Here is an 18,584-nt window from a genome sequence, read left to right as displayed (position 1 = left end):
GTCGCAATTCTGTGCGACAGTTGCCGGCAAACTTCCCATTCTTGTTGAAACGTTAGAGGGTTTCGTCATGGTCGAGTTTATCCGCAGCGCCTGGGCGCTTTTGTTGGGGATGTTGTTGCTGATGATTGGCAACGGCATGCACGGCACGTTGCTGGGTATCCGTGGCGAAGCGGCCGGATTTTCGACATTAGAGATGTCGATGGTGATGTCGGCCTATTTTGTAGGCTTTTTGGGCGGATCTCGCATTGCCCCAGATATGATCCGGCGTGTTGGCCATGTTCGGGTCTTTGCGGCTTTGGCGTCGTTCATTTCGGCCATTTTGATCATGTATCCCACCGCGCAGCACCCGATTGCCTGGGTGATGGGGCGCATATTGATCGGTTTCTGTTTCTCGGGCGTGTATGTGACCGCGGAGAGCTGGTTGAACAACGCGGCAAGCAACGAAAACCGTGGTCAGGCTTTGTCGCTTTATATGATGGTGCAAATGCTGGGCATCGTGACTGCGCAGGGGTTGGTGACGCTGCCGGATACGTCTGGCTTTGTTCTGTTTGTCATTCCGAGCGTTCTGGTTTCGATCAGCTTTGCTCCGATTTTGCTGTCCATCTCGCCCACACCTGCCTTTGACACCACAAAACCCATGAGCCTGCGTGAATTGTTCGGCCACTCGCCTCTGGGTGTGACCGGAATGTTCCTGATGGGCGGCGTGTTCTCGGCGCAGTTCGGCATGTCGGCGGTCTATGCCACCCGAGCAGGGTTGAGCGTGAGCGAATTGTCCCTGTTCATTGCGACCTTCTATATCGGGGCTACGATTTGTCAGTATCCCTTGGGGTGGATCAGCGACCGTATGGATCGCCGCGTTCTGATTATGATTGTGTCCTTGATCGGCGCCCTCGGAGCGTTGCTCGGGTTTTTTGCGGGTGATACCTATACGATGCTGTTGGCGTCCGCGTTTTTCATTGGCGGCTTCTCGAACCCCCTCTATTCCCTGTTGATCGCGCACACCAACGACTTTCTTGAGTATGAGGACATGGCGGCGGCCTCTGGCGGGCTTGTTTTTGTGAACGGAGTCGGCGCCATCGCAGGCCCGATCATCATCGGTTGGTCCATGGACGCGATTGGCCCGCAGGGTTTCTTTATTTTCCTCGCCATGCTTCTGACGGTACTTGGCGTGTATGCGGGGTATCGAACCACCCGCCGCGCGGCCGTGTCTGTCGAGGACACCGGCAGCTATACCGCGGTTATGCCCACGGCCTCGCCGGTTGTTGTTGAGGTGGCTCAGGAAGTTGCCATTGAAACTGCTCTTGAGGAGGAAGCCGAGGCGGATGATGTCGCTAACTGAGCAAAAAATCGCGTGTCATGTCGCGATGTCGCAATTTGTGACTACATTTTCCCCGTAACCTGGGTTTATCGTTTCTGTAACGATGCCTCCTGTGGGGAAAATAGCGCAAAGGAGAAGGGCATGACCAAGCCCGAGGACGTGCTGGAGTTTTGGCTTGATGAAGTTGGGCCAGATGGTTGGTATGCGGTTTCAGAGGAGCTGGATCAGAAAATCCGGGACCGGTTTATGGCCGTCTGGGAGACCGCAAAAGCCGGCGGGTTGGGGCAGTGGCTGACCTATCCTTCGGGAACACTGGCCTATCTGATTGTCACCGACCAATTTCCCCGAAATATGTTCCGTGGATCGGGCGCGGCGTTTGCAACGGACCGTCAGGCCATTGCGGCAGCCAAAGCGGCCATTTCCAAGAAATGGGACATGCGGATTGACGAGCCGGCAAGGCAGTTCTTTTATATGCCGCTGATGCACTCGGAGAACCTCTGTGATCAGGAACAGTGTATCCGACTGTTTTGTGAGCGCATGCCGGAGGCGGGGGGAAGCAATCTGTTCCACGCCAAGGCACACCGCGAGGTTATCCGCCAGTTTGGCCGTTTTCCCTATCGCAACGACGCGCTGGCGCGGTCGACCACCGAAGTGGAAGGCGCTTATATTGCGCAGGGTGGGTACGGCCACACCGTGCGTGAGTTGCAGGCCACCGCATAATCAGGCCTCGGGCGCGCGGCATTGCAGCAGGGTCTGCAACTCTGTTGCTGCGCGGCTTGCGGTCTTGTCGATTGCATAATCTGTCAACTTTTCGGGTTTGGCCGAGAGTTCGGCCATTCGGTCTTCAAGGCCGGTCATGGCCCGATCGAGGCGCGCTGAGGTCATTTCCAATCGGGAAACGGCTGCGTCCGTCAGAATGAATTGCCCGTTGGTGAGCTCTGCGAGGTCTGTGCGCAGGTCGGAGACCTCTTTGCGCAGGCCATCAACACTTTGTTCCACCGGAGCGAGGACCGTGAGGCCACTGGCAAAGCTTTCGGCGATGCGTTCACCGGATTTGGAGACTTGCCACAGCAGGAAGAGGCAAAGCGCAACAAGGATCAGCGTGGCGTTGATCATGGCAAGCAGCAGGTCTTTGACAGTTTTCATAAGATGTCTCCGGTGGAAAATACTTGTGTCACAGGATGATGCGGGTGGGTTTGGAAAGCCAGAAGAAAACCGGCGTTGGGCGCGTTGAAGTGGTGTGACACTTGATCTAGTGTCAGCGGTAACACCCAAGGAGGACGCGCAGATGGCAGCCAGCACTTTCGACGTGATCGTAATCGGTTCGGGACCGGGAGGCTATGTTGCCGCCATACGGGCTGCGCAGCTTGGGCAAAAGGTTGCGATTGTCGAGCGCGAGAACCTCGGGGGCATTTGCCTGAACTGGGGCTGCATCCCGACCAAGGCGCTGTTGCGCTCGGCAGAAGTGTTTCACCTGATGGAGCGGGCCAGCGAGTTCGGCCTGTCGGCGGACAAGATCGGCTATGACCTTGAAAAGGTCGTCGGGCGGTCGCGGGCTGTGGCCAAGCAGTTGAGTGGCGGCGTCGGGTTCTTGATGAAGAAGAACAAGGTGACAGTTGTCATGGGCGAGGCGAGCCTTCCGGCCAAGGGCAAGGTTGCTGTGAAAACCGACAAAGGTGTCGAGGAATTGGCGGCGAAAAACATCATTTTGGCGACCGGTGCACGGGCGCGGGAACTGCCGGGACTGGAGGCAGATGGTGATCTGGTTTGGACCTATCGCCATGCATTGCAGCCGCCGCGGATGCCCAAAAAGCTCTTGGTGATCGGATCGGGTGCGATTGGCATCGAGTTCGCAAGTTTCTTCAACACACTGGGGGCGGACACCACGGTGGTCGAAGTCATGGATCGGGTTCTGCCGGTTGAAGATGAAGAGATAAGTGCTTTTGCCAAAAAGAAATTTGTCAAACAGGGCATGAAGATCATGGAGAAATCCATGGTCAAGCAGTTGGACCGTGCCAAAGGCAAGGTGACGGCGCATATCGAGGCTGGCGGCAAGGTCGAAAAGCACGAGTTTGACACGGTGATTTCCGCTGTGGGGATCGTGGGCAATGTCGAGGGGCTCGGGCTGGAAGCGTTGGGTGTGAAAATTGACCGCACGCATGTGATCACCGACGAGTACTGCCGGACGGGTGTTGACGGGCTTTATGCGATTGGTGACATCGCAGGCGCGCCATGGCTGGCGCATAAGGCCAGCCATGAGGGCGTGATGGTTGCCGAGCTGATCGCGGGCGGCAAGCCGCATCCGATCAAGCCGGGCAGCATTGCGGGCTGCACATATTGCCATCCGCAGGTGGCCAGCGTCGGCATGACCGAGGCGAAAGCCAAAGAGGCGGGTTTTAACATCAAGGTTGGTCGTTTCCCGTTCATCGGCAACGGTAAGGCGATCGCGTTGGGGGAGCCTGAAGGGCTGGTAAAGACCGTATTTGATGCCAAGACCGGCGAGCTTTTGGGCGCACATATGGTCGGGGCCGAGGTCACGGAGCTTATTCAGGGCTATGTTGTCGGTCGGCAGCTTGAGACCACCGAGGCGGAGTTGATGGAGACTGTCTTCCCGCATCCGACGCTCAGCGAGATGATGCATGAGAGCGTTCTGGATGCCTATGATCGGGTGATCCACATCTGACGTCAGCGGATTGTCATTGTTGCAGTTCGGTTCGGAGAATTAGGGACCAAACTTCGGTCGTGATTGCGACTATCACGACCTGAAGAACGGCCAAGCCGGCGCGCGATCACGCGCCGCCGGTTAAGTCTTGCGCAAGCATCAACGCATTGCCGTCCGGATCATAAAACGTTGCGGTTTTGACCATGCCCTCGACCACATCGGTTTCGCCGTCAAATTTTACGTTGGCTTGTTCCAACTTCTGCCGCGCGGCATCCAGATCGGCGATACCAAAAACCGGCACGCAGTTGCCGGGAACAGGTTCGGTGTGTTCGCCAAGTCCAATGGTCACGCCAGCCGTGTTCGTTTGCAGTTCAGACCAGCCCGCGTCGTCGGCGTGATAGAGCGTTTCAAAGCCCAACATGGTTTCGTACCACCTGGCAGTTGCGTGTCGGTCCTTGACGGACATGGCGATGTTGATTGTTTGATCCAATGAAATAAGAGCCACAGGGTTTTCCTTTGTCTGAAAATGTATTAACTATACTTTATGTACATCAAGTCCTTTGTCAATATCACTTCCAGAGCCTGGGCAATACCCATTCTGTCGAGCTTGCATGTCGGGGTGGCGGGGCGGCAGGCGGCCTTGCTGACAGCGACAGGGGCCAGCAGAACAGCGTTTGCGCAAAGCGTGGATCACCTTATCAAATTGGGTTTGGTTGAACGAAACCCTGGCCATGGCCACCCTTTGCGGCCGGAATTTCGTTTGACGGCGGCTGGCAAACAGACTGCGGCAATGGCCGACAGAATTCAGCGCGCCACCACGGAAGATGATCAGAGGTTGCTGCGCAAATCATGGACTTTGCCGATACTAACGACCCTTGGATCACCCAGTCAGTTCAACGAAATAAAACGAAACCTCCCTACGATTACCGACCGCGCATTGTCGCAATCTTTGAAAGCCATGGAAGGCAGCGATTGGGTGCATCGTAGTGTGGATCATCAGGCGCGCCCTCCAAGATCGATTTATCGCGCGGTCAACACGGGTCGAGTGATTAGCAAAATCACTGGATCAGAAATCCGTTTTGATCAGATGTGATCCGGTGTTTCGGAGTAACCGCCTTTGTTAGGTCGGTGGCGGGCAACACCTCCGGCATACAGCCGGAGATGTTTTGTTCCGATGGTGGAGTCTTTTGATTTTTCCTTCCGGCGACTTGAAGGGAACTTACTCCACCACGACTGTTTTGCTGGCCAGAATGCGGGCGTCACCCCAGATCGAGATATAGCGCAGCTCGTATGTGCCGGGGGTTTCCGGTGCAGGCACCTGAAGCGGGTTTCCATCCGCCGTGTAAGCATAGCCGAGATAGGCCATGGCATCGGCGCCGGGTTCTACCAAGGTCACATAGTCGCCGTCGTAGGCGGGGCCGGTGTGGGTGACGCTTACCATTTCAGAGGCGTCAACGGTGTCGGGGGCGTCAAGCGTCACAACAATGTCGGTGAGCGTGATGGGTTTGCTTAGACCAATAGAGGCGTCTTGCCCGTTGATATAGCGCAGCTCGTAGGTGCCCGGTTCAAGCGTCAGGCGCAAAGGGGTTGGGTTGCCTTTGGTGACGTATTCGTAGGTCAGATAAGACCCGCCTTCGCTGCCAACTTCGGCTAGGGTGACATAGTCTTCGTCATAGCCGCTGGCGGACCAAGTCACGTCGATTGTGGCACCAACTGGCGCAGTATCGGGCGCGTTGAGGCCAAAGCTGCGTTCGGTAACTGTGATGGAAGTGGAGGCCAGCACCTTGAGGCCATCGGAGAGCACGTAGCGGATCAGATAGTCGCCGGGCTCTGTGGGCATGCGCAGAGGCACGGGGTTGCCTTTTGCCGTGTATTCATAGGTTTGATAGCTGTCGCTGCCTGCGCTGCTCAGTGCGGTGTCGAGGTAGTCGTTCATTTCGTCGGGGCCTGTCCACGTGACCTCAACTGTGGCTCCGGCCTCGGCCGTGGCTGGGGCGAGGAGGGTGGCGGCGGCTTGAAATTCCGGCAGTTTCAGCTTGGCTTCGGCGGGCTTTCCTTCGGTCACGGTGAATGCCGTTTCAGTGGTGGCCTCGTCCTTGAGGCGTGTGGCCAAAGCCGTGTAGCTGCCCGGCAGCAGGTCAAGCGCGAAATCGTGATGCTCAGAGGTCGCAATGACACCACCGGACGCGTCCGTAACCCGCAGAGCCATGTCATAAACCGGGCGGCTTTCCTGATCGCCGATTACAACAAAAACTCGGGTTTTCTGGGGTTTGGGTTCGGGCGGCGGCGTTGGTTTGGCCACGGCGACTTCGGTCAGCGCCGCGCCCAGTTCATTGGCATTGGACGCTGACAGATATTTGCCGCCTGTCGCGTCTGCCATGCACTGAAACTGGGCCAAGGCTTTGGGATCGGTCACGTCAAAGCCCACCACATGGGCGGTGAAATCAACGCCGGTTTCCTCAAGCGTGCGGGCCACGGCGCAGACGTCCGGAACACAGGTTTCGATGCCATCAGAGACAAGGATCACTGTGGCGGCGTTTTCTGTGTGGCGCATGGCGTTGGCCGCCGCCACCACGGCGTCCGCCATCGGGGTTTTGCCCTTGGGTTTGATGCTGTTGACCGCTGTTGCGATAGCGCCGCGCGTGCCCGCGCCGGGCATTACAACGGTTTCAATGTCGCTGCAGTCGCCTTTGCGACGGTGGCCATAGACCGTGAGTCCGAGGTCCATAGTGTCGGGCAGCGTGGTCATCAGGCCGCCGATGACCTCTTGTGCGATGGTGATTTTTGCGGTGCCGTCAATCTGCCCCCACATAGAGCCGGAGCCGTCCATCACGAGAATGGCAGAGGTGCGATCCTGGGCGAAAAGAGCGGCGGGCAACAAACAAAGGGCCGCCGCAGCGGGTTTGAAAAAGATCATCTAAAAAGTCCTTCTGGTCGTAATGGCAAGAGACTATGCGGAAATTTTGAAAGCCGGCAAGTGCGGCCTAAAAAACAGGGCTTGGCGATTTAAAATGTTCTCTCTATGTTCGCAATATCTGGTTGGCAGGATGGGCGCTCTCGCCTATGTGTTGTGCTGTATCCGTTGGGGGGTTGAATGGCCGAGCTGAAGAACATCGAAGTGCGCGGCGCGCGCGAGCATAACCTGAAGTCGATTGACGTGGACATCCCGCGCGACGAGTTGGTGGTGATCACCGGTCTGTCGGGCTCGGGTAAATCAAGCCTCGCGTTTGACACGATTTATGCTGAAGGGCAGCGGCGTTATGTCGAGAGTCTGTCGGCCTATGCGCGTCAATTCCTTGATATGATGGAAAAACCTGATGTGGATCACATCAGTGGGCTGTCCCCAGCAATTTCGATTGAGCAAAAGACGACATCGAAAAATCCACGCTCGACCGTCGGGACCGTGACCGAGATTTATGACTATATGCGCCTGCTTTTTGCGCGCGCTGGCACGCCTTATTCGCCGGCCACCGGGCTGCCGATTGAGGCGCAGCAGGTGCAGGACATGGTCGATCGGATCATGGAGATGGAAGAAGGCACGCGTGCGTTTTTGCTGGCCCCGATCGTGCGCGACCGGAAAGGCGAATACCGCAAAGAATTTCTGGAGTTGCGCAAGCAGGGTTTTCAGCGGGTGAAAGTGGATGGTGCGTTCTATGAATTGGACGAGCCGCCGACGCTGGACAAAAAGTTCCGCCATGACATTGATGTGGTTGTCGATCGGATCGTGGTGCGCGAAGGCGTGGAGACGCGGCTTGCCGACAGCCTGCGCACAGCGCTGGATCTGGCGGACGGGATTTCGGTGCTGGAGACCGCGCCGAAAGACGGCGATCCGGAGCGCATCACATTCTCTGAGAATTTCGCCTGTCCGGTGAGCGGGTTTACCATTCCCGAGATCGAGCCGCGGATGTTTTCGTTCAACGCACCCTTTGGAGCCTGTCCGGATTGTGACGGTCTGGGGGTTGAGTTGTTCTTTGACGAGCGGCTTGTGGTGCCCGATGTGACGCTGAAAGTCTATGACGGGGCACTGGCGCCGTGGCGGAAGGGCAAGTCGCCTTACTTCCTGCAAACCATTGAAGCAATTGCGAAACACTATCAGTTTGATCGGAACACACCGTGGAAAAAGCTGCCCAAGAAGGTGCAGCAGGTGTTCCTGTATGGCTCGGGTGACGAAGAGATCGAGTTCCGCTATGACGAAGGTGGGCGGGTTTATCAGGTGACTCGCGTGTTTGAGGGTGTGATCCCCAACATGGAGCGGCGCTATCGCGAGACCGACAGCAATTGGATCCGTGAAGAATTCGAGCGCTATCAGAACAATCGCCCTTGTGGGACGTGCGAAGGGTATCGCCTGCGTCCAGAAGCGCTGGCGGTAAAGATCGCCGGGGTGCATGTGGGGCAGGTGGTGCAGAAATCCATCCGCGAGGCGCTGGCGTGGATTGAAGATGTGCCTAACCACCTGACGCCGCAGAAACAGGAGATCGCGCGGGCGATTGTGAAAGAAATCCGCGAACGGTTGGGATTCTTGAACAACGTTGGGCTTGAGTATCTGACCCTGAGCCGGAACAGCGGCACACTTTCGGGTGGGGAAAGCCAGCGGATCAGGTTGGCGAGCCAGATTGGTTCGGGTCTGACCGGCGTTTTGTATGTGCTGGATGAACCGTCAATTGGCCTGCATCAGCGCGACAACGGGCGCCTACTGACGACGCTGAAAAACCTGCGGGATCAAGGCAATACGGTGATCGTGGTCGAGCACGACGAAGAAGCTGTGCGCGAGGCGGATTACGTCTTTGACATTGGTCCCGGAGCCGGTGTCCATGGCGGGCAGATCGTGTCACAGGGCAAGCCCGAGGAAATTGCCGCCGATCCGGCGTCGTTGACGGGGCAATACCTGTCAGGCGCGCGTGAAATTGCGGTGCCGGCCGAGCGGCGTGAAGGCAATGGCAAGTTTGTCGAGGTGGTGAAGGCCACGGGCAACAACCTCAAGAATGTGAGTGCGAAGTTCCCGTTGGGCAAATTTGTCTGCGTTACCGGCGTATCAGGCGGGGGTAAATCGACGCTGACGATTGAGACCTTGTTCAAAACGGCGTCGATGCGTTTGAACGGTGCGCGGCAGACACCAGCGCCCTGTGAAACCATCAAGGGTCTGGAACATCTGGACAAGGTGATCGACATTGATCAGCGGCCCATTGGCCGGACGCCACGGTCCAACCCTGCGACCTATACGGGGGCCTTCACGCCGATCCGTGATTGGTTTGCCGGACTGCCCGAATCCAAGGCGCGTGGGTACAAGCCCGGGCGGTTCTCGTTCAACGTCAAAGGCGGGCGTTGTGAGGCGTGTCAGGGTGACGGTGTGATCAAGATCGAGATGCACTTTTTGCCGGATGTCTACGTGGAATGTGAGACCTGCAAAGGCGCGCGTTACAACCGTGAGACTTTGGAAATTCGATTTAAAGGCAAGAGCATAGCTGACGTTCTTGATATGACAGTCGAAGAGGCTCAGGAGTTTTTTAAGGCGGTTCCGTCCATCCGAGACAAGATGGATGCGTTGATGCGTGTGGGGCTTGGCTACATCAAGGTCGGCCAACAGGCGACGACGCTTTCAGGTGGCGAAGCGCAGCGGGTGAAGCTGTCCAAAGAGTTGGCGAAACGCAGCACGGGGCGGACGCTCTATATCCTAGATGAGCCGACCACGGGCCTGCATTTCGAGGATGTACGCAAGCTTCTTGAAGTGCTGCACGAGTTGGTCGATCAGGGCAACACGGTTGTGGTGATCGAACACAACCTGGACGTTGTGAAAACGGCTGACCATATCATCGACATCGGCCCTGAAGGGGGGGATGGCGGTGGCGAAGTGGTGGCGATTGGCACGCCGGAAGATGTGGCGAAGGAAGAGCGCAGCCACACCGGCCACTATCTCAAGGGGATGCTCAGCGCCAACAAGGTTGCCGCCGAGTAGAGCTTAGGCCGCCAGCAGCGCAGCCGCTTCGTAGCTGCGTAGGCTGGGACGGGCGGAGATGTCGCGCGTGTCGATACCGCGGCGTTCAATGGTCAGCCGCAAAGTGCGGTTGGCAAACGGGTCAAAGCTGTGCTGCGTCAGCGGGCCTGGCATGAAGCTTTCGCTCCATTGGCCGTCGGAATAGATCAACTCGTGACGCGGCAGCAGAATGTGGAAATAGGTGATCATGTCCTCGGTCGGACAGCGCACAACGTCGCGACCGTTGACCAGATGTTTGGCTTTGACCAGAACTTCATCACAGCCAAAAAGAAGCTCTGCGCGTGCGCCGGTCAGCAGAACACGGTGCTGAGGCGAGACCACGAGATCGGTTTCATTGTCCAGAACCCCAGCGGTGATCCGGATCGGGAACGATTCAGGGCGCGGAGCCATGCGGGAGCGTCCAATCCACTCGATTGGTTGCAGGCCATTGTCGAGCGTTTCCAGCAGCATGCCGCGCCTGAGGTTTTCAACGGATATGTCGCCCTCTGAGGTGCGTATCTGCGTACCTTGGGTAAAGCAGGGGGGATGTTGTTCTATTTCGACAAGCGCGGTGTCGGTTTCTCCCGAGGAATCCTCGATTGTGTAGTTGAAATACACGGTTTCCGCGTCTGTGTCGGCGGTGATTGTCAGGGTTCCGTCGGCATTTAAAGTGATGACTTGTCCGGTCGCCAAAGTCACGCTGTCCCCCGGGGTGACGGCGACGCCGTTGATGTGCGTGATCGTCAGCGTTGGGCCAGCGGTGGAGTTGTCATTGCCCAGAACGTTGATGGTTTTGGTGTCGCCGAATTTGATCGACACGTCATCATCCTGCGCGACAATCGCGGTCTGTACCGAACCGCCGGCGATCAACAAGTTGGAATCGTAGCTGCTGTCCTGCGCATCGGCGATGCCAATGATCAACTCATTCAAGCCGTTCTGGAGGGGCGCAACAAAGGTCAACGTGATGGTGAAGCCGTCCATCTCGGTGTTGTACTGATCACCGGAGTTGTCGATGTATATGTTTTCGTTGGCATCGTTGATGTTGCCGATCGTGGCCGTGCCGTCGCCGACGGAGATCTGAGCCTCGACCCCGTTGACCCACACGCCGATGGCATCGTTGTAGGACAGGAATTCCGGATATTCCTCGGATGACAAAACAAAGTCGATTGTCAGCATCTCGCCGGCGCTGCCATTGAAATCGATGGTCATGAAGGAGGCGTCGAAGGTATTTGTCTCTGCAACGCCATTAAAAAGGGCGTTGTTGTTTTGGCCTGAGGTATTGGTGCTGGTGGAGCCGCTGGTGTTTGTGTTTGTGGTGCCGCTGTTGTTGGTGAAATCGTCGACATGGCCGGTTGAAAGGATCACTCCGCTGTCCGCGGGCGCCACACCGGCGGAGGTTGTGTCCGCTCCGGTGTAGATGCCAGAAGATTGGTTGTCGCCGTTGTAGGACGCGTTCACGATCCGCGTCGGGTCTCCAAAAATTTCCTCGGCCATTTCTGTGGCCGTGGCGGAGGTGTCGATGTTTAACTCTGTTGCCGTTGGCATGGCGCCTGCCCCAAATCCTGACTGCTCGTTGCGCGGGAAACCTTTGTTTCCTCATTGAGGACAACCAGTGATCCTGAATGGTGGCACCTTCGGGGCAGGGGTAAGGTAAGATTAACCAAAGATTGCGGCAGCGGGTGGCAAGGCGAGCCGCAACCGCGATGCTTAAAGGGTTACGGGTGAGCCGGTTTTGCGATCCGTGCGGCCAGCAAGGGAACCAAGAAAAGCGCCAAGAATCCGCTGTTTAGCACCACATTGAACCACGCGCCGGCAAGGATCGAGCCTGCGCTGTCGACGACGAACCAGCCACAAATACCCCGCATTATGATTTGGCCGCCAAGTGCGGGATTGCTGGAATAGACATGGGTTGTGACCTGATGCGCCATAACACCATAGCCGAACAAAAGGCCGCCGCTGATGGCGCCAAGCACCAGTTCGCTGTCGGAGGAAAAGCTTTGTCCGCCATCAAAAGGCAAGTGGATGATGTCGAGGAACATGGCCATAAGGTTTTGACCGCCCAAAAGGCTGGCAAACATCAAAAGACCGATGAAGGCACAAAAGAGGCTGGCGAATTTGAGGGCTGATGTGGCGGATGAATGGGGCATAGGTGTCTCCTTTTGCGTGATGCTCGGAAGATGGCGCAGGGAAATGCAGTAAAACAATTACCTTGGAGGTAAGTGCTTTGCCGTGCGTGGCGCGATAGGGTTGGGCAGGAGGATAGCCAATGGGTTTGGATTTCGGGGCAACGTTGAAAGAATGGCGGCAGGCACGGCGGGTGAGCCAGTTGGATCTGGGCCTCTCAGCAGGGGTCAGTTCACGCCACATTTCGTTTCTGGAAACGGGGCGGTCACGGCCCAGTCGCGGCATGGTTTTGCGTCTGTGTGACGAGTTGGACGTGCCTATCGCGCAGCGAAACAGGATGTTGACCGCGGCGGGGTTGAGCCCGGCCTATGCGGAACGGGATTTGTCTGAGGCCGACATGGCACCGATGCGTGCGGCTGTAGATTGGACCTTAGAACGGCATGATCCCTATCCGGCAATGGCGATTGACCGGCATTGGCGGCTGGTGAAGGCGAACCAGTCGATGGCGGGGCTTTTGGCGGCGTTTGGTATGGCAGAGGGCGATAGCCTGCTCGACATGATGACCGATAGCCCGTTGGTGCGGGCCGCGCTTGAGAATTATGACGAGGTGGCGCAGCACATGCTGGCGCGGCTTCGGGTTGAAGCGGCGCATTTTGGGCACGATCCGGTGCTGGAAGCCGCGATTGGGAGGTTTGAGAAAATCGTTGGTGCGGCATCGCTGTCAGTGGACGGAATCCGGCCCGCGGTGATCCCTGCGGTCTATGTCCTTGGGGATATGCGGCTGAGTTTGTTTTCAACGATCAGCCAGTTTGGCTCCGCCGAGGACATCGCCCTGTCGGAATTGCGCATCGAGTTGATGTTTCCGGCGGATGAAGACACCCGCGCCGCGCTTGAAGCGATGGGCGCGGGGTAGAGGTTATTTGCCGTTGAGCGGGCAGGTGCGGATGCCCAGAATGGTGTAGAGCGGGCAGGTGCCGAGCAAGGACGTGGCCAGCGGGATCACTCCGATCCACATCCACAGGCCGTAGCCCATGAGTGCGCCGAGAATGAGTGCCGCGCCGATGACGATGCGTAGGATTTTGTCGATGCTGCCGACGTTTTTGGTGAACATGGTTTCCCTCCTGAATGAATGAGGGAAATATACATGCAAAAATCAGAATGTGACTTGATCTGGCGCAAGTTCGGAGCAATCAAGAAGCTCTGACATTTGCCGAAGATCAGTGGCCAGCGCCGGAGAGACGCTGGCCACTTAGTTCTACCCGCGCGAGCGCTTCTCAAAGCGCGGCAGCATGGCGGAGAAATCGGTGCCTAGGCCATCTTCGCTCTCCACGAACTGCTCATAGAGCGCTGTGGCGGCTTGGCCCATGGGGGTGTCGGCATCGGCGCTTTCGGCGGCTTGCTGGGAAAGACGCAGGTCTTTGAGCATCAGTTCCGAGGCAAAGCCAGGTTTGTAGTCGTTGTCCGAGGGGCTTTGCGGGCCAACACCCGGGGCGGGGCAGTAGGCGTTCATGGTCCAGCTGTAGCCCGAGGAGGTCGACACAACGTCGAACATTTTCTGGCGATCCAGACCCAGTTTGTCAGCCAGAGAGAAGGCCTCGCAGGTGGCGATCATGGTCACGCCGAGGATCATGTTGTTGCAGATTTTGGCGGCTTGGCCAGCGCCTGAGTCACCACAATGCACGGCTTTTTGGCCCATGATGTCAAAAAGCGGATCGGCCTTGGCAAAGGCGTCAACAGAGCCGCCCGCCATAAAGGTCAGCGTGCCGCCTGCCGCACCGCCGATGCCACCGGACACGGGCGCATCCACGGGCAGAAGGCCTGCTGCTGTGGCTTTGTCGGCCACGGCACGGGCGCTGTCCACATCCACGGTGGAGCAATCCACGAAGGCCGCGCCCGCGGTCATGGCGGGGATGATTTCGTCCGCCACAGCGCGCAGGATCGCGCCGTTGGGCAGCATGGTAATGACCACGTCGGCACCAGTGGCAGCGGCGGCGCCGCAGTCGGCCAATGTGACACCATCAATGGCCACATCTGCCATGTCAAAGCCCACGACCTCGTGGCCCGCTTTCGCCAGATTGGCAGCCATCGGGCCACCCATGTTGCCCAGTCCGATAAAGCCGATCTTCATGGTCTCACTCTCCCTTTTCAAATGTCAGCGCATCCGCCCCCAGCGGCAACACCATCTTGGTTATGATGCCAGCGGGGATGTCCTCCAAAGTGTATTTCCACTGTGGATTGCGGTCTTTGTCGATGATTTGTGCGCGGATGCCTTCGAGGAAATCGCCGTGTTCCATGGCGCGGAAGGTGAAGCGGTATTCCTGATCCAGCGCGTGGCGAATGTCGTCAAGGCTGCGAACGCGGTGGATGATCTCCAGCGCAGCGCCCATGGCGATCGGAGAATTGCGGCCGAGTTTCTTGAGCGCATCGGCGGCAAAGTCGGTGCCCGCGTATTTCAGCGCGTTGAGCACGTCGTTCAGGGTTTCGCCCGCGAAGGTCGCGTCGATGTCGGCCTGTTGGCCGGCCAGCGGGCCTTGGTCCGGTTTTGTGGCCGCCACGTCGATGTTTTCCCACTCGCCGGTCTCTTCGAGTATGGCTATGAGGGCAGGCCATTTGTCTTGTGGCACAAAGTAGTCGGCAAAACCGGCGTAGATCGCGTCCGCTGCGTTCAGGCGCGCGGCGGTGAGGCCGAGGTATTCGCCCAGACGGCCCGGTGCGCGGGCAAGGATCAAAGAGCCGCCTACATCCGGCACGAGGCCGATGCCGCATTCGGGCATGGCGATTTGGCTGCTTTCACCAACGATGCGGTGGGAGGCGTGACAGCCAACGCCTACGCCGCCGCCCATGGTAAAGCCCTGCATGAAGCTGGCCACCGGTTTTGGGAATTCAAACATTTTGGCGTTCATACGATATTCGTCGGCCCAAAATTTTTGACCGTAGGCAAAGTCACCTTTGGTGCCGGTGTCATAAAGCTCGGCAATGTCTCCGCCTGCACAGAAGGCTTTGTCGCCTTCGGCGTCGATCACCACCATTTTGACCGAAGTGTCATTCCACCACGCATCAAGTGCGTCCTCGATTGCGATGCACATGTCGTAGGACATGGCATTGAGCGCCTTGGGGCGGGTGAACGTTATTCGGCCAACCTGACCGGACTTGCGGATGTTGATGTCAGACACGCGCGGCGCTCCGTCTTTGAAAAAGGCCGCTCCCAAAGAGCGGCCCGGTCGCATTTAGGCGGCGATCATCTGGCGGGAGACGATCAGGCGCATGATTTCGTTGGTGCCCTCAAGGATCTGGTGCACACGCAGGTCCCGCACGATTTTCTCGATGCCATAATCGGCAAGGTAGCCATAGCCGCCGTGCAGCTGCAAGCAGCCGTTGGCGACCTCAAAGCTGACGTCTGTGACCATCAGTTTGGCCATGGCGCAGAATTTTGTGGCGTCGTGTTCGCCGTTGTCCAGTTTCCACGCGGCCTGACGCAGGAAAGTGCGGGCGGCTTGCAGTTTGGTTTCATACTCCGCGAGGCGGAATTGCAGCGCCTGAAATTGGTTGATGGATTTGCCGAAGGCCTTGCGCTCGGCCATGTATTGAACCGTCATATCCAGCGCTTTTTGTGCGCCTCCAAGGGCACCGGCAGAGATGTTCAGGCGGCCGCCATCAAGACCCGCCATAGCGTAGGAGAAACCTTTGCCTTCTTCGCCGATCAGGTTCTCGGATGGCACTTTGCAGTCGTCAAATTGCACCTGTGACGTCGGCTGCGACAGCCAGCCCATCTTCTTTTCGAGCGCGCCAAAGGACAGGCCCTCAGCGCCGTCTTCGACCACCATAGTTGAGATGCCCTTTGGTCCGTCTTCTCCGGTGCGGACCATGCAGACGTAAGCGTCAGAGTAGGAGCCGCCGGAAATGAAGGCCTTGGTTCCGTTGAGGCTATAGCCGTCATTGGTGCGCTCGGCGCGGGTTTTCAGGGCGGAGGCGTCAGAGCCGGAGCCGGGCTCGGTCAGGCAGTAGGAGAAGACCTTGGACATGGAGCAAAGGTCGGGCAGCCATTTCTGTTTGGTTTCTTCCGAACCGAATTTGTCGATCATGCCGCCGCACATATTGTGGATCGACAGGAAGGAGCCGACGGAGGGGCAGGACATGGCCAGCGCTTCAAAGACCAGCGTGGCATCAAGACGCGACAGGCCGGAACCACCGTATTCTTCGGAGACATAGATGCCACCAAGGCCGAGTTCCGCGATTTGCGGCCAGAGTTCTTTGGGAATGGAGCCGTCGGCCTCCCATTTTTGGGCAAATGGCGCGATGTGCTCCTCGCCGAACCCTTTGGCCATGTCAAAGATCAGGGTCTGCTCTTCACTCAGTGCAAAATCCATCGTCCGCTCTCCCTAGCAACTCCGCGTGAATTGAACGCATGTTAAATTAGCATTCTTACGCAAGTGTTGCAAAGGTGTCGGTCGCGGCAAAATACGCAAAATGATGCTGCAAAATTGCAAAGCAAACTTAACAATTGAGTCAATCGTCAGGCGGTTTTTGCAGCAGGTTCCAACGGGGCATCACCATGAGGCATGCCATAACGCTTCACCTTGTTCCGGCCGGAACCCTTTGCGTCATAAAGCGCGAGGTCGGCTTGTTCTACCAATTGCACGGCTTCTTCCGGGCCTTTTGATGTCGCGGTGGCAAGACCAAAGGAGCAGGTGATCATCACCGTCAAGTCGGGTGCACAGGCGGTGGCGTGGCCTGCGATGGTTTTGCGCAACCGTTCTGCAATTTTCTGCGCGTCCTTACCGCGGGTGTTCGGGAGAATGATTGCGAATTCTTCGCCTCCGTATCGGCAAATCCGGTCGGAATTGCGCAGACGGGTGTCCCTGAGCAATTGAGACACCGATTGAAGCACTTTGTCGCCGATAGGATGGCCGTAGGCATCATTGATGCCTTTGAAGTGGTCGATGTCGAACAAAATCAACGACAGGTGGGAGTTCTCTTTTTCCTTTTGAAGCCAAGCGTGGGCGAGTTCGTCGTCAAAGGCCTGACGGTTCAGAAGGCCGGTTAGATGGTCATGGCGTGCGTTGTTCACTGCGTCTTGGTGCAGCTGTTTCAACAAAATGCGTTCTTCTTCAAGGAACGCGGCGCGGTTGATCGAGCTAATCACCCGACGTCCGACCTGGACCGAATAGGCCATGAGCCCGAGCACAAACATTCTGTCGACCACATTGCTGTCATACCCCGTCGTGTCGCTGACCAGCGCGTCATAGATGGCGGCGGATCCCATGGCGAACCAGCTAAGGCCGACAAAGGCGGCGTATTGCACTTTGTTTAGGGCCGCGGTCAGGCAACCGCCCAAAATGATGCATAAGGTTGTGAAGCCGATCGCTTCCAAAGTGTGTTCAGAGGCAGTGACGTATTCCAAAGGCGCGGTGACGCAAAAAACAACATACAACGCTGTGAGCACCGCGTGCCCGCCAATAAGGCGGTTGTTTCGAACCCGTTTCCACAGCAGCGTTTGGTTCAAAAGTAACGCGGTCCAGAAAAGGAATGCGGTGTTCGCGTGTTCGAGCCGGATCCTCAACACGTGCCATTGGGCGCCAAAAAGCGTTTCGATGTTGTCTCCGACCGTTACAAAGCGGATCAGGATAGCGACCCCGGCCAGCGTCAGAACGAAGGTGGCGAAATCCTTGCGGTGAAACGCGAAAAGGCAGAAATTGAGCGCGCCGACGAGAATGATAAACCCGATCATCGCGCCTTCGAACAAGCGTTCGATCATGACGGTCGATTGCAGGTGGCGCCCATCATAGACCGTGATTGTATGAATCATGCCGTTGCGGCTGGTGTGGCCCGCGCGCACATTGATCAGAAGCAGCCCGTCCTGCGCCTGCGCCAGTGAATGGGTGCGGTGGGTTTTCCCCGCCACCAGCGGCCCCGTCATACTGCCCTCGGCCGCAAGGCGCCACGCGGTTTCCGGGGCGTTGAAGGGCACCCAGTAGATTTCATAGGCGTCGGCAATGCGGTCGACGTGCAACACCAGTGGGTTTTCGGGAGCCTCGGGTAAACGCAGACGCACCACATAGCTGGCATAACCATGATGGTACGGGTTGTCCGTTGACGCGGGCAGGTGGTCCGTCCAATTTGAGGGCGTTTCGACGGGTGCGAGTGTGCCAGCGCGGAAGGCGGCATGAGCTTCGGCCGGTGAGAGAAGTTCACCAAAGACAAAGCCCCAATCCCCTTTGAGCCCGACATCGCCGATGGTCGCAAAATCAACATCACGTAGGTCGAATTCAGGCGCGGCGTCCTGCGCCAATGTGGCAACGGCGGTGCCGAGCACCGCCGCTATGCAAATACATAGCCGGATCAAGACGCTGCGCATGGCCTGCGACATTGGGGAGTACCTGTATTAACTTCAGGGACCCGTTATGTCCGTCAAATGGTTAAGAGCACCTTAAGCCCAATTTTTGATGGGCATTGAAAAAGGGGATTTTTGCCGAGTTGTCAGAGATTTGGCGGAAATTCGCGGAAAGTTG

At 57.5% G+C, this 18,584-nt stretch carries 16 protein-coding genes; 6 read left to right on the top strand and 10 right to left on the bottom strand.

What is annotated here, in order from left to right; all coding sequences use genetic code 11:
• Window positions 1–67: 67 nt before the first annotated feature.
• Together BM069_RS04640 and BM069_RS04635 are read left to right on the top strand one after the other, a co-directional pair.
• A complete protein-coding gene (locus BM069_RS04640) occupies window positions 68–1,339 on the top strand; it encodes an MFS transporter (protein WP_093320820.1) in 1,272 nt (423 codons plus the stop codon).
• A 120-nt stretch (window positions 1,340–1,459) separates the two neighbouring features.
• Window positions 1,460–2,038: a DUF924 family protein gene (locus BM069_RS04635; protein WP_093320817.1), complete on the top strand. Its 579-nt coding sequence runs from the start codon at window positions 1,460–1,462 to the stop codon at window positions 2,036–2,038.
• On the opposite strand, the gene BM069_RS04630 is transcribed toward BM069_RS04635, so the two are convergent.
• A complete protein-coding gene (locus BM069_RS04630; protein WP_093320814.1) occupies window positions 2,039–2,464 on the bottom strand; it encodes a hypothetical protein in 426 nt (141 codons plus the stop codon). It abuts the gene before it with no gap.
• 142 nt (window positions 2,465–2,606) lie between these two features.
• Between BM069_RS04630 and lpdA the strand changes: the two genes are divergently transcribed.
• A complete protein-coding gene (gene lpdA / locus BM069_RS04625; RefSeq protein ID WP_093320811.1) occupies window positions 2,607–4,001 on the top strand; it encodes a dihydrolipoyl dehydrogenase in 1,395 nt (464 codons plus the stop codon).
• A gap of 106 nt (window positions 4,002–4,107) precedes the next feature.
• Here lpdA and BM069_RS04620 read toward each other — a convergent pair whose 3' ends face one another.
• A complete protein-coding gene (locus tag BM069_RS04620; RefSeq protein ID WP_093320808.1) occupies window positions 4,108–4,485 on the bottom strand; it encodes a VOC family protein in 378 nt (125 codons plus the stop codon).
• 39 nt (window positions 4,486–4,524) lie between these two features.
• Between BM069_RS04620 and BM069_RS04615 the strand changes: the two genes are divergently transcribed.
• A complete protein-coding gene (locus tag BM069_RS04615; RefSeq protein ID WP_093320806.1) occupies window positions 4,525–5,073 on the top strand; it encodes a winged helix-turn-helix transcriptional regulator in 549 nt (182 codons plus the stop codon).
• 126 nt (window positions 5,074–5,199) lie between these two features.
• Here the strand turns inward: BM069_RS04615 and BM069_RS04610 are convergent, their stop codons facing one another.
• Window positions 5,200–6,897 (bottom strand): vWA domain-containing protein, encoded by a 1,698-nt coding sequence (locus tag BM069_RS04610; RefSeq protein WP_093320802.1) that lies wholly within the window; start codon window positions 6,895–6,897, stop codon window positions 5,200–5,202.
• 177 nt (window positions 6,898–7,074) lie between these two features.
• Between BM069_RS04610 and uvrA the strand changes: the two genes are divergently transcribed.
• Window positions 7,075–9,933, top strand: coding sequence for an excinuclease ABC subunit UvrA (gene uvrA, locus BM069_RS04605; protein WP_093320799.1), 2,859 nt, complete (start codon window positions 7,075–7,077; stop codon window positions 9,931–9,933).
• Window positions 9,934–9,936: 3 nt separating this feature from the next.
• Here uvrA and BM069_RS04600 read toward each other — a convergent pair whose 3' ends face one another.
• Both BM069_RS04600 and BM069_RS04595 read right to left on the bottom strand, forming a co-directional pair.
• The gene (locus tag BM069_RS04600; protein WP_093320796.1) at window positions 9,937–11,496 is read right to left on the bottom strand and encodes a Hint domain-containing protein; all 1,560 of its coding nucleotides are present in this window, start codon (window positions 11,494–11,496) and stop codon (window positions 9,937–9,939) included.
• 170 nt (window positions 11,497–11,666) lie between these two features.
• On the bottom strand, window positions 11,667–12,098 hold the full coding sequence (locus tag BM069_RS04595) for a hypothetical protein (RefSeq protein ID WP_093320794.1): 432 nt from the start codon (window positions 12,096–12,098) through the stop codon (window positions 11,667–11,669).
• 119 nt (window positions 12,099–12,217) lie between these two features.
• Here BM069_RS04595 and BM069_RS04590 point away from each other — a divergent pair, with 119 nt between their 5' ends.
• Window positions 12,218–12,988 (top strand): helix-turn-helix transcriptional regulator, encoded by a 771-nt coding sequence (locus tag BM069_RS04590; RefSeq protein WP_093320792.1) that lies wholly within the window; start codon window positions 12,218–12,220, stop codon window positions 12,986–12,988.
• A gap of 3 nt (window positions 12,989–12,991) precedes the next feature.
• Here BM069_RS04590 and BM069_RS04585 read toward each other — a convergent pair whose 3' ends face one another.
• The 5 genes from BM069_RS04585 to BM069_RS04565 all read right to left on the bottom strand — a co-directional run bounded on the left by BM069_RS04585 (window position 12,992) and on the right by BM069_RS04565 (window position 18,442).
• Complete coding sequence (locus BM069_RS04585) at window positions 12,992–13,186, bottom strand: YgaP family membrane protein (RefSeq protein ID WP_093320790.1); 195 nt, start codon at window positions 13,184–13,186, stop codon at window positions 12,992–12,994.
• A 144-nt stretch (window positions 13,187–13,330) separates the two neighbouring features.
• Window positions 13,331–14,203, bottom strand: a complete 873-nt coding sequence (mmsB, locus tag BM069_RS04580; protein WP_093320787.1) for a 3-hydroxyisobutyrate dehydrogenase — start codon at window positions 14,201–14,203, stop codon at window positions 13,331–13,333.
• Window positions 14,204–14,207: 4 nt separating this feature from the next.
• A complete protein-coding gene (locus tag BM069_RS04575) occupies window positions 14,208–15,248 on the bottom strand; it encodes an enoyl-CoA hydratase/isomerase family protein (RefSeq protein ID WP_093321353.1) in 1,041 nt (346 codons plus the stop codon).
• A gap of 54 nt (window positions 15,249–15,302) precedes the next feature.
• Window positions 15,303–16,442, bottom strand: coding sequence for an acyl-CoA dehydrogenase family protein (locus tag BM069_RS04570; RefSeq protein ID WP_093320785.1), 1,140 nt, complete (start codon window positions 16,440–16,442; stop codon window positions 15,303–15,305).
• A 146-nt stretch (window positions 16,443–16,588) separates the two neighbouring features.
• Window positions 16,589–18,442, bottom strand: coding sequence for a GGDEF domain-containing protein (locus BM069_RS04565; protein WP_093320782.1), 1,854 nt, complete (start codon window positions 18,440–18,442; stop codon window positions 16,589–16,591).
• Between the last annotated feature and the right edge of the window lie 142 nt (window positions 18,443–18,584).

The organism is Shimia haliotis (assembly GCF_900114415.1).
Classification (GTDB): Bacteria; Pseudomonadota; Alphaproteobacteria; order Rhodobacterales; family Rhodobacteraceae; genus Shimia; species Shimia haliotis.
Note: the sequence above shows the minus strand (reverse complement) of the source record. Positions and strands in the feature narration are given on the sequence as shown.

What these genes read in the sequence shown, in the direction of transcription:
- BM069_RS04640 (WP_093320820.1), top strand. Translation starts at nt 68, where the DNA reads ATGGTCGAGTTTATCCGCAGCGCCTGGGCGCTTTTGTTGGGGATGTTG.
- BM069_RS04635 (WP_093320817.1), top strand. Translation starts at nt 1,460, where the DNA reads ATGACCAAGCCCGAGGACGTGCTGGAGTTTTGGCTTGATGAAGTTGGG.
- BM069_RS04630 (WP_093320814.1), bottom strand. Translation starts at nt 2,464, where the DNA reads ATGAAAACTGTCAAAGACCTGCTGCTTGCCATGATCAACGCCACGCTG.
- lpdA (WP_093320811.1), top strand. Translation starts at nt 2,607, where the DNA reads ATGGCAGCCAGCACTTTCGACGTGATCGTAATCGGTTCGGGACCGGGA.
- BM069_RS04615 (WP_093320806.1), top strand. Translation starts at nt 4,525, where the DNA reads ATGTACATCAAGTCCTTTGTCAATATCACTTCCAGAGCCTGGGCAATA.
- BM069_RS04610 (WP_093320802.1), bottom strand. Translation starts at nt 6,897, where the DNA reads ATGATCTTTTTCAAACCCGCTGCGGCGGCCCTTTGTTTGTTGCCCGCC.
- uvrA (WP_093320799.1), top strand. Translation starts at nt 7,075, where the DNA reads ATGGCCGAGCTGAAGAACATCGAAGTGCGCGGCGCGCGCGAGCATAAC.
- BM069_RS04600 (WP_093320796.1), bottom strand. Translation starts at nt 11,496, where the DNA reads ATGCCAACGGCAACAGAGTTAAACATCGACACCTCCGCCACGGCCACA.
- BM069_RS04595 (WP_093320794.1), bottom strand. Translation starts at nt 12,098, where the DNA reads ATGCCCCATTCATCCGCCACATCAGCCCTCAAATTCGCCAGCCTCTTT.
- BM069_RS04590 (WP_093320792.1), top strand. Translation starts at nt 12,218, where the DNA reads ATGGGTTTGGATTTCGGGGCAACGTTGAAAGAATGGCGGCAGGCACGG.
- BM069_RS04585 (WP_093320790.1), bottom strand. Translation starts at nt 13,186, where the DNA reads ATGTTCACCAAAAACGTCGGCAGCATCGACAAAATCCTACGCATCGTC.
- mmsB (WP_093320787.1), bottom strand. Translation starts at nt 14,203, where the DNA reads ATGAAGATCGGCTTTATCGGACTGGGCAACATGGGTGGCCCGATGGCT.
- BM069_RS04570 (WP_093320785.1), bottom strand. Translation starts at nt 16,442, where the DNA reads ATGGATTTTGCACTGAGTGAAGAGCAGACCCTGATCTTTGACATGGCC.
- BM069_RS04565 (WP_093320782.1), bottom strand. Translation starts at nt 18,442, where the DNA reads ATGTCGCAGGCCATGCGCAGCGTCTTGATCCGGCTATGTATTTGCATA.